General features: G+C 49.0%; 8 protein-coding genes and 2 tRNA genes. 7 read left to right on the top strand and 3 right to left on the bottom strand.

The window, feature by feature from the left end; translation table 11 throughout:
- The first annotated feature begins 532 nt into the window (after positions 1 to 532).
- The gene (locus tag MUB35_RS16165) at positions 533 to 3,754 is read left to right on the top strand and encodes a YhgE/Pip family protein (RefSeq protein ID WP_244806500.1); all 3,222 of its coding nucleotides are present in this window, start codon (positions 533 to 535) and stop codon (positions 3,752 to 3,754) included.
- Positions 3,755 to 3,783: 29 nt separating this feature from the next.
- On the opposite strand, the gene MUB35_RS16160 is transcribed toward MUB35_RS16165, so the two are convergent.
- The 3 genes from MUB35_RS16160 to MUB35_RS16150 are packed head-to-tail and all read right to left on the bottom strand — an operon-like array spanning position 3,784 to position 6,097.
- Positions 3,784 to 4,542, bottom strand: a complete 759-nt coding sequence (locus MUB35_RS16160; protein WP_244806499.1) for a lysophospholipid acyltransferase family protein — start codon at positions 4,540 to 4,542, stop codon at positions 3,784 to 3,786.
- Positions 4,506 to 5,705, bottom strand: a complete 1,200-nt coding sequence (locus tag MUB35_RS16155; protein WP_244806498.1) for a glycosyltransferase — start codon at positions 5,703 to 5,705, stop codon at positions 4,506 to 4,508. Before MUB35_RS16155 ends, MUB35_RS16160 begins: the two co-directional genes overlap by 37 nt.
- Before the next feature lie 17 nt (positions 5,706 to 5,722).
- Positions 5,723 to 6,097, bottom strand: a complete 375-nt coding sequence (locus tag MUB35_RS16150; protein ID WP_033141473.1) for a metal-dependent transcriptional regulator — start codon at positions 6,095 to 6,097, stop codon at positions 5,723 to 5,725.
- Positions 6,098 to 6,385: 288 nt separating this feature from the next.
- On the opposite strand from MUB35_RS16150, the gene MUB35_RS16145 reads away from it, so the two are divergent.
- From MUB35_RS16145 to MUB35_RS16120, 6 genes are all read left to right on the top strand, one after another.
- Positions 6,386 to 6,456: transfer RNA gene (locus MUB35_RS16145), tRNA-Gly, on the top strand.
- A 5-nt stretch (positions 6,457 to 6,461) separates the two neighbouring features.
- Positions 6,462 to 6,534, top strand: a tRNA-Gly gene (locus MUB35_RS16140).
- A 90-nt stretch (positions 6,535 to 6,624) separates the two neighbouring features.
- The gene (locus tag MUB35_RS16135; protein WP_033141445.1) at positions 6,625 to 7,488 is read left to right on the top strand and encodes a MurR/RpiR family transcriptional regulator; all 864 of its coding nucleotides are present in this window, start codon (positions 6,625 to 6,627) and stop codon (positions 7,486 to 7,488) included.
- A gap of 281 nt (positions 7,489 to 7,769) precedes the next feature.
- Positions 7,770 to 8,693, top strand: coding sequence for a hydroxyacid dehydrogenase (locus tag MUB35_RS16130; protein ID WP_244806497.1), 924 nt, complete (start codon positions 7,770 to 7,772; stop codon positions 8,691 to 8,693).
- 48 nt (positions 8,694 to 8,741) lie between these two features.
- On the top strand, positions 8,742 to 9,443 hold the full coding sequence (locus MUB35_RS16125) for an RraA family protein (protein WP_103732516.1): 702 nt from the start codon (positions 8,742 to 8,744) through the stop codon (positions 9,441 to 9,443).
- A gap of 10 nt (positions 9,444 to 9,453) precedes the next feature.
- Complete coding sequence (locus MUB35_RS16120; RefSeq protein WP_227210996.1) at positions 9,454 to 10,761, top strand: sodium/glutamate symporter; 1,308 nt, start codon at positions 9,454 to 9,456, stop codon at positions 10,759 to 10,761.
- Positions 10,762 to 10,840: the final 79 nt, after the last annotated feature.

Genomic DNA, 10,840 nt, shown 5'->3' with positions numbered 1-10,840 from the left:
TGTTTAATAATCAGGGAGCAATTAGTGTGATTGTCCAGCTTTAGGGAAGCACCTGGAAGAGGCGTCTAAAATGAAGGGACTACACTAATTCGATTGTCCACTGTTATGGGTACATTATAGTTATCAAGTGCGGGTGGCTGAGAGTGAAGGTGTGGGGCGGTTGGTTATCAAGTGCGGGTGGCTGAGAGTGAAGGTGTGGGGCGGTTGGTTATCAAGTGCGGGTGGCTGAGAGTGAAGGTGTGGGGCGGTTGGTTATTAAGTGCGGGTGGCTGAGAGTGAAAATGTGGGAAAATGTTAAAAAAGTATAAAATGAGACATAATTGGGGCAAGGTGTCTAGTAATGGATGGGGTGAGGGGGGATTGATGGTTGTGGGGGTGGGATGGTTTTAGTATAATACAGGTTGCTTTGAAAATCAACACGGTATCTATTAATGGATTTGGAGTGTGCTAATGTGAAAGTGGGGCATAGAATGGTAGAGGGGGTTGGTGGATGGCGTGTTGGGAATAATGGTGACAGAAAGGGGAATGTGATTTGCTGAGAAAGGAATGGAAGGGACTGGTCCATAATAAACTGCTTTTGGTGGTGGTTGTGGCGATTGTTTTGATTCCTACGATTTATACTACACTGTTTTTGGGGTCTATGTGGGATCCTTATGGGAATCTGGATAAGCTGCCGGTGGCGGTGGTGAATGAAGATAAGGCGGTTGCTTATAATGACAGGGAGCTGAATGTGGGGGAGGAACTGGTTGAGAAGCTCCGGGAGGAGGAATCGCTTTGTTTTAATTTTGTGGATGCAAAGACCGCCGAAAGAGGGCTTAGAAATGGTACTTATTATATGGTGATCACGATTCCGGAGGATTTTTCCGAGAATGCGTCTACGGTGATGGATGAGAAGCCAAAGAAGATGGAACTTGCCTATCAGACCAATCCGGGGACGAATTATATTGCGTCCAAGATGAGTGAGACAGCTATGGAGAAGGTGAAAAACAGTGTGGCGGAGGAAGTGACGAAGACGTATACCCAGGCTGTGTTTGATCAGATCGCTGAGGTTGGGGATGGGATGCAGGAGGCTGCCGATGGGTCCAGGGATTTAAAGGACGGTGTGAGCAAGATATCGGACGGAAACAGGACCATAACGGATAATCTTGAGACTCTGGCGGACAGCTCCCTTACGTTTCGGGAAGGGAGTGATACGCTGCGCGTGGGGTTGAAAACTTATGTGGACGGCGTGAGCACGGTAAAGGACGGAGCCGATCAGTTGGATTCGGGAGCGGCTGAACTAAAGGACGGTGTGACGGCTGCAGGAACGGGAGTGAGTGAACTCTCGGATGGTACCGGTACGCTGGTTTCGGGAGCTGAGGAATTAAAGAGCGGTGCAGGAGCGCTGCATACCGGACTTTCACAACTGGATGGGCAGGTGCCGGCACTGAAGGACGGGGTGGATCAGCTTGCACAGGGGACAGGAGCACTGGCAGACGGAGCCGCCCGGCTGGAAGCCGGAGGTACAGCTTTAAAAGTGGGAGTATCGAATGCGGATGCGGCAATGGCAGAACTGTGTAAGGGGCTGGAAGTGCTTCGGCAGAGCACGGAGACGCTGCCGGATTCCGCAAAGCAGATTCATGAGGGTGCAGAGGCTCTTGTTCAGGGAACGGGAGCACTGGAGGCCGGAAGTGGGAATCTGAAGACAGGAATAGAACAGCTGAAGGCAGGTATGGAGGCTGTCAACGGGGCAGAGGGAGCAAGTTCTGCACAGTTGGCAGACGGCGTTTCCGCGCTGCATCAGGGGCTGGAACAGTTATATGCCATGCTGACAGCAGGCGGAAACAGCAGTGCGCAGGGTGCTGAGGAAGTGACAACCGTTCAGACAGATGTGGATGTCACAGAGGCAGAGGCGGCTTTGGAAACCCTGCACGGGCAGGCAGACGAACTGCAGGGAAAGGCCGGGGAGCTGGAAGCTTCTGCGGATGGAATTGCAAGTGTAAATGCTGTTTCTGCAGACGGCCTGGCTGAGGCGCTTGATGCGGCTGTGGCTTCCGGTGATATCAGCCAGATTACAGAGGCAGCCGGTCAGGCGGTTGCCGCAGCACAGGAAAATGAGCGTGCAGTGTATGAGGCAAACGGACGTTTAGAAGGCGCGGCTTCTCTGCTTAAGGAGGGCGGCAGTGCCTTAAGAGGGGCCGGGGAGGCTGTATCGGCAGCAGCGGATGCGGCAGAGAACGGTCTTGCAGGCGTCAGCGGACAGACCGTAACTTCTGTGGAAAGCCGTCAGGGTTCGGGCACAGAGGCCCAGATGATGGAACAGGTGGTAAATGTAGTGGGGAAACTGCGGGACAGCAGTGAGGTCCTTGCAGATAAAACTGTTGCGTATACGGACGGTGTGAAACTGGTGACGGATAAAATGTCCGGGCTGGAGACCGGGGCCGCGGCTCTTAACGCAGGTGCCAGCCAGACAAAGGCAGGAGCGGAGCAGCTGGAGGCAGGAACAAATGAGCTGGATCAGAAATCCCCGCTTCTGAAAGCCGGCATAGAACAGGCGGCAGCAGGGGGACAGCAGTTCCGGGAAGAGGCTATGAAACCGCTTCAGGACGGTGCAGACAGTCTTTTGAGCGGTATTACCGGTGTGGGCAGCGGAGCTGTACAGGTGAAGGATGGAGCCGGTACGCTGCAGGGGAAGGTACCGGAACTGGAGACAGGAATCCGTCAGTTAAATGATGGCGCAGGCAGTCTGGATGATGGTGTCGGCACCCTGGCGGACGGAGCAAAACGGCTGGACAGCGGCGCGAAAGCGCTTCTGCAGGGCAGCAGCCAGCTCTATGACGGAGCATCCAGGCTGAAGGACGGAACCGGATCCCTGGTTTTCGGGACCGGCGAGCTTACCGCCAATAACAGCACACTTCTGGATGGGGCATCCCGGTTAAGCGAGGGGGCCGGACTGATTCAGGAAGGTGCCGGGAAACTTAAGGACGGCAGTAAAGAGCTGGGAGACGGTATCAGCCAGGCGGCTGACGGGTCCGATACACTCAGCAGCAGCCTGCTGGACGGTGCAGAACAGGTGAAGGATACAAAAACCACGGATGACACGGTGGAAATGTTCGCCGGTCCGGTGGAGACGAGAGAGACCATGATAACGACCGTGGAAAATAACGGGCACGCCATGGCACCGTATATGATGAGTGTGGGGCTTTGGGTGGGATGTATTGCATTCAGCCTGATGTATCCGCTGACAAAATATAAGGGAAAATTAAAATCAGGCTTTTCCTGGTGGCTCAGCAAGGCATCTGTGCTCTATGCCATTGCTGTTTTGCAGGCAGTTGCCATGGTGCTGCTTCTCCACGTATTTGACGGGTTCAGTCCTATGGAGATGGGGCGGACCATTGGATTTGCGTGTCTGGCCAGTGTGGCATTTATGTCAGTGATGTATTTCTTTACCAATTTTATCGGCAAAGTGGGAAGCTTCCTGATGCTTGTATTTATGGTGGTTCAGTTAGCGGGGTCTGTGGGGACTTATCCGCTGGAGATCTCAGGTTCTTTTGTGCCTTATCTTCATGAGTGGGTGCCGTTCACATATTCTGTGGAAGCGTTCAGAAGCACGATCTCGGGTGGAGAGAGTATCCAGGGCGCGGTTGTATTTATGATCATCCTGTGCGTGGTATTTACGGGGCTTACCCTGATAGAATTCCAGCTCAGGGCGAGGAAGATCAAAGCCGGCAAACATATTCTGGCAGACTGGCTGGAAGAAAAGGGTCTGGCATAACAAAAAAATCACGGGAAACCGCAGAGCGTTCAGCGGGTTTCCGTGATTTTTTTATACATAGAAGAAAAACAGCGATCCTGCAGATCTTTTATCTGCTGCCTCTTAGGCAGAGTGCTGTCCGGCCAGAGGGGCGGCAGGATGTGAAGACGCAGGCAGGGCTTTCTTTTGTATATGCGGCGGATGCCTGTGGGGGTATGGAAGGTGATCACCATGGGAAGAACGGGGACCTGGTTCTCTTCCGCCAGATAGAAGGCACCTCTTCTGAAGGGGCGGAGTTCCCGGCAGTAGGGGAGCAGGACTCCCTCGGGGTATATCTGTACACAGGCGCCCTTTTTCAGGGCCTTTCCCATCTCTGAAAAAAGTTCAGCAGTGGTCTGCACATCGGCGGAGAGAGGTACGCCGCCCAGAATACGGATCAGATGCCGGACAAGGGGAATTTTAAAATTGGATGCCAGGGTGATGAAATACGTGCGCTCTTTAAAGAGTGCCTGTTCCACCAGGGTACAGTCCAGCATATGGACATGATTGCAGACGGTGACTGCGCCGGTATTTCTGAGCCTGCGCAGATTTTTCCAGCCGTCAATGCGGGATCCCAGTACAACACGGTCAAATACTGTCAGGACAGGCAATGCCACTGTTTTTAGGAGGGAGGAGGTAAGGCGGGAGAGCGGGTTGGTGCGCCGGTAATCGTATCCCTTTTTTACCTCAAAAGAAAAAGGCTGCCACATGTGGATCACATGTTCATCCTCTTTCAGGAATCCTTTTGACTCTGTTTTCTTCTCCGGCAAATAAAACGCCTCCTTTTTCCTGCATGCTCCTCCAACTCCTGCCGAAACATTTCCTCTGCCTGGCGGACACAGTTTTCAAGAGCATATTTTTTGCCGAGAGCACTGTATTTGTACTCCATGGCCTTTCGTTCCGCCTCATGCTCGATCCAGTAGTCTATCTTTGCAGCCAGGTCATTGCTGTCGCCTGCCTGAAAGAGGCTTCGTTGATCCAGGGCGAACTGTGGCGTGGCGGATTTGCGGCTGTCGGCAATGACAGGCACCAGGCCGCCGGCAAATGCTTCCATGCAGGACATGGCTTCTATCTCCACATCCGCTGCGTGCACGTACAGATCACTCATGGAGATCAATTCCAGCAGATGTTTTTTCGGAAAGAAGTGAATCTGTAAGGGATTGGCAAGATGTTCTTTTTCTGCAAGCCGGAGCAGCGCTTCTTTCCGCGGCCCTTTTCCTGCCAGGACCAGTTGAATCCGGTCGGCGTATCTGGAGCGGGCCACAGCCCTGATCAGCACATCCTGTCTTTTTTCAATGGAAAGCCGTCCCACCATCAGCACTACAAATTTTCCTTCCAGAGCTTTGACCTTTGGGGATTTTCGGTATACAAAATCAGGATCAATACCATTGGAAATTACATGGAGCTGTGAATGGTAGCCCCGCATGCGGAGTTCTCCGGCGATAAAATTGCTGGGACAGTGAATATGACGGCAGTAACGATAAATATAAAAATGAAACCAGTGATATATGGCATCATTGACTAAATCTGCTCTGCTCAAATGGATGGAGGATGTTATATTCTCAGGCTGTACATGGAAGGCACCTGTAAAGGGCACACCGTAAAGCCGGGCCATTTTAATGGTTACGTGGGAAAGGGCAAAAGGAGAAAGGATGTGCACCAGGTCAGCCCATACAAGGGCATCCCGGATGATTTTTCTGTTCACTTTTGCAAATATCATTCCCTGGGATGTGATCAGATTGTCAAAAACAGGGATGGTGAGCTTTTTCATGGCATAGGCGTATTCTCCATCCGCATCCACGGGTTCTCTGCTGTATCCCATCATACGGACCTCATGCCCGTGTTCCCGCAGGATTCGGGCAAAACGCTGGCTGGAAATCGTCATGCCGTTGTTTGCAAGACAGAACTGTTCCGTTACTAATAATATTTTCATGATAAATAAAACGCTTTCTATTCTGTAATGGTACGGTGTGTATGCTTTTTGATGGCCTCAAAGCTCTCCGCGCTTATGACATGTTCCATGCGGCAGGCATCCTCAGCAGCTGTTTTGGGGTCAACGCCCAGGCGGATCAGCCATCCGGAGAGGAGCTGGTGACGCTCATATATTTTTTCTGCTATTTTCCGGCCTTCCGGTGTGAGTGTGATAAAACCCTCGGCATCAACTTCAATGTAGCCGTTGATTCTGAGATTTTTCATTGCAACACTGACACTGGGTTTGGAGAATTCCAGTTCATTGGCAATATCAATGGAACGCACATGGGACTTTCTTTTTCCGATCATGAGAATGGTTTCCAAATAGTTTTCTGCGGATTCTTGTATTTTCAAAATCAACATCCTTCCTTTTCGTTAATAGAGGTCAGTAAATCCTCCGTTTTTGTATGCCCAAGGTATAAAAAACTCCTCTGCACACATAGATATTAACAGCATAACATAGATTGAAAAGAAGTTCAAATATTACCGTTCACCCCGTGCCGGGCAGCGCGTTTGGCGGTACACAGAAAACCGTTCAAAATTCCCTGAAAAAAATTGTAAAAAATGTCTTGACAATTGGAACAATTTATTATATTATAGATAACGTCCTAAGGACAGACACACAACACAACAGAATAACCTGCGGGTGTAGTTCAGTGGTAGAACACCAGCCTTCCAAGCTGGATATGTGGGTTCGATTCCCATCACCCGCTCTTATGCGCGAGTGGCTCAGTTGGTGGAGCGCGACCTTGCCAAGGTCGAGGCCGCGGGTTCGAGTCCCGTCTCGCGCTCTTTTTTATAGTCCCTGTATCTGCAGGGGCTTTTTTACATGGGAAAGCGGATGGCTATGATGACCGCAACAAAGAGAAGGAGCATAGCATATGGATACAACGTTGATGAACCGGATTATGGAATATTCTTTGACAAAGGGGCAGGGAAAGATTGCAGATTATATATTGAAAAATCAAAAGAGGGTTCTTGGCATGACGGCAAAAGAGATCGGTAAGGAGATAGGCGTCAGTGATGCTTCTGTCATTCGGTTTGCAAGAACAATAGGGTTTGATGGTTTTTCTGACATGAAAGAGTATATCCAGCATGAGCTTGCAAAGGACAGAGAGAAAATAGGGAAACATTCCTTATATGACCGTTTTACCATGCAGACCCATAAATATATAAAAAGCAAGGATTCCATAAACGAAGTGATTCAGTTGATGGGGATCAATCTGGATACCTCTTTGCGGCAGAACAGCGAAGAACGGTATGAAGATGCAGCAGACAGACTTTTGAAGGCAGACAAGAAGGTGATCATTGGTTTACGCGGCGGTAAAGGGTGCGCGGTCCAGTTTTCAAGATTGTTGGGACATCTTACCGATAAAGTGAGCGCGGTAACAGAGGAGAGCCATGACCAGCTTGCGAAACTCACGGAATTAGATGAGTCAGATGCTGCCATTTTCCTCAATTTTCCCCGTTATTACAAGATAGACGAAAAAATAGGTGAAATTTTGTCGGAGAGAAACGTGTACTGCTGTCTGATCACAGACAGCATGGAGTCTCCGGTTGTGAAATACGCAGACGAGGTGCTGCTGGTGGAAACAGAACACTGCGGTTTTTTTCATTCCATGATAGGGGTGGAGGGTGTTTTGGAATATCTGCTGATTCTCATGTGCTGGAAGGAGCCGCAGACATTCCGCCAGAAACTGATAGAAAGGGATAAAGTCTTAGATGAGTATAGACTGACCCAATAATTATACGGACAGGATAAGGCGCAGAAACCATGCGCCTTATTTTTATGCAGAGATATAAGGATAGAGATGTCCTGTTACAAAAATGTAGTGAAAATTTTTGAATCATAAGAAAATATAACAAAATAACAAAATTCGTAGTGTAAAGTATATAAAATATCAGGAAAACTCTTGTGTGAAGCATCAATGGAATGTAGTGAATGTTGTAAATATAATAGAAGCATAAAGCAGGTAACGGCCGTTACGATAACATGATCTCAAGGAATAGAACAGGGAGAAAAAATATGGTTGTATACTTAAGTGAATACATTCATCCGGATGCAGAGGCTTTACTCAGGAAAAGAGCAGAGGTAGTGGACTCTTTTGAGCATGCGGAGGATATTGATGCGGTTATTCTGCGGACTGCAGAGGTAAGCAGGGAAATTATGGCGAGAGCAAAGCACTTGAAGGTAATAGGAAAACATGGCGTTGGCTGTAATACGATAGACCTTGAAGCTGCCGGGGAATACGGAATTACCGTGCTCAACACCCCGTCAGCCAACACAAATTCTGTGGCAGAACTGATTGTGGGCTTAATGCTGACGGTCAGCAGAAAAATATCCGTATGTGATGCAAAATGCAGAGAAGAAGGATTTGAAAGGATCGCCCCTCCGGAGATGACAGGTATTGAGCTGACAAATAAGACGGTAGGGTTAGTCGGCATGGGAAATATTGCACGGCGTGTAGGAGAGATACTGAAAAATGGCTTTTCGGCAGTGCTCGCGGGATATGATCCCTATTGTACGGAGGAGCAGGCAAAAGCCTGGGGGATAAAAAAGTACACGGAGCTGAAGGATCTGCTTATGGTTTCGGATATTGTGAATATCAGTGTGCCGCTTACGAAATCAACTGAAAATATGATCGCAGAGCCGGAATTTCAGTATTTTAAAAAGAATGCCATTTTAATAAATGCAGCAAGGGGCGGGATCGTCAATGAAGAGGACTTATATAAGGCTCTGAAAGAGAAAAGAATAAAAGCGGCTGCCTGTGACGCGTTTGTCAGTGAGCCGCCTGATGGAAGCAATAAGCTGATGACACTGGAGAATTTCTGCGCAACACCCCACATAGGGGCGAATACAGAGGAGGCCCTCTACCGCATGGGAATGGAGGTCGTGGAGGAGGTCCTCAACGTTCTGGAAGGGAAGGAACCGAAGCATAGAGTAATATAGCAGGCATGGAAAAAAACCATAAAAGAAAGCGGAAAGGGATTGGAAAATATGAAAACAGGATGCAGGATCGTAAAGGATATAAAGAGACCGGAAAAAACACTGGTAGACCAGTTTGCAGGAGTTGCCGTAGCAAACCTGGATGACTGTATGGGGCGGATGTCTGCAGTGCATGAGGATATTGTCCCTGTAAATAAAACAAGACTGCTGGGCACGGCTTTTACCGTAAAGGTTCCGGAAGGGGATAATCTGATGTTTCATGCAGCGATGGATCTGGCAAAGCCGGGGGATGTCATTGTCATTGATGCCGGAGGGGACACAAGAAGGTCTGTCTTTGGAGAGTTGATGGTAACTTACTGCAGGATGAAAGGAATCAGAGGGATTGTTGTGGACGGAGCAGTCAGGGATGTGGATGCAATGTCTAAAATGGAGGATTTTGCTGTCTATGCCAGAGGCGTGACACCGGATGGGCCTTATAAAAACGGGCCGGGGGAGATCAATACCACTGTAGTGTGTGGAGGAAGAGTGGTCAATCCCGGAGATATCGTTCTGGGAGATGAGGATGGCGTGATTTTTATCAGGCCTGAGGAAGCCCCGGAATTGTTGGACAAGGTACGAAAAATACAGGAAAATGAGAGAAAAATATTGGATACCATGAAAAAGGAAGGAACTTACATACGCCCCTGGGTAGAGGAAAAATTGCGGGCGCTGGGAGTGGAATACACGGACTATATGGATTACACGAAGTGTTAGGAGGAAAATTATGTATACAACAGCAGTCAATGATTTGATGTTACTATTTTTATTTTTAATGATAGGAGTGGTGCTTCGGCAGATTATAAAGCCTCTGCGCAAGCTGTATCTTCCTTCGGGACTGATCGGGGGTGCCGCTGCACTGATCATGGGGCCGCAGGTCTTGAACCTGTTTGCAATGCCCGATACCTGGTCAAGCATGGCGTCACCAATGATCAATATTGTACTGACTACTACATTATTCGGTATCGCGATCAATAAATCAAAAATGAAATCCTATGCAGGTGCGATCAGCAGTAATATGCTGTCGTATTTTTCACAGATGCTGGTTGGTATTCTTGCAGGCGTAGGACTGCAAAAGATTTGGAAAGGGCTGCCTGAAAGCTGGGGCGTTATGACCGTATTTACCTATTGGGGCGGTCATGGTGCTGCTACATCATCCGGCACGCTGTTCGAGGAATTAGGTGTAGAGGGGATGCTGAGTATTGGCCTCATCCTGGCAACCTTAGGTCTGATCGTTGCCATGGTAGCGGGAATGTTCTGGGTTAATGTGGGGGTCCGCAGGGGCTGGGCAAGAGCACTGGATAAAGGGGGAAACAGCAGGGAAAGAAAAAATGACTATGTTTTGCCGGAAGAACAGAAATCCCTGGGAAGAGCCACCATTGCGTCTGATTCCATTAACGGCCTGGCACTCCAGATGTGTTTTGTATTTCTGAGTATGTGGCTTGGAAGCGTTATATTCGGAGGAATTGCAAAAGTGATCCCGGCAGCGCAGAATATTCCCTCTCTGCTGTACGGCATAGTTGGTGCGATCATCGTATGGTTTTTCCTGACAAGAACACATCTGGATAAATACGCGGATAAGGCGGCCGTGGATAATATCGGCGGTGTGGCGCTGGAAATTTGTATCTGCTCTGCAACAGCAACATTAAATTTATCGTTTTTTGCAACATATCTTGCGCCGATTCTGATACATATGGTTATCATAATCCTTTTAATGTCACTGTTGTGTATGGTATTTATGCGCCGTTGGTTTGGAAAGGACTGGTTTCCTCTGGCACTGATGTTTTTCGGGGCAGGCTGTGGTTCTACACCCAGCGGCCTGGCGCTGGCCCGCTGTGTTGACCCGGATGTAAAGACGGAAAGCTGGGAGGCATTTGGTGTGGCGCAGGGCTGTTTTGTACCTTGTACTTCTGTGTTCGTAGCAATTTGGCCTGTTATCGCCGTAAATAATCTATGGATTCTGGCAGGGATAGGGGCGGCTGTCACAATCGTTACGATTTTGTTTAATGAGTTATTTGTAAGAAAACAAAGATAAGAGTAACAGGGGAATCTGACGAATGCCGTACAGATGAGAACAGGTCCTGAGGGCGAAGTGCTGAAATTAAAAAAAGTGC

The sequence above is a fragment of the Blautia sp. NSJ-175 genome (assembly GCF_022867815.1).
In the GTDB taxonomy this organism is placed as follows: domain Bacteria; phylum Bacillota; class Clostridia; order Lachnospirales; family Lachnospiraceae; genus Blautia; species Blautia celeris.
This window is presented reverse-complemented; position numbering and strand designations above follow the sequence as displayed.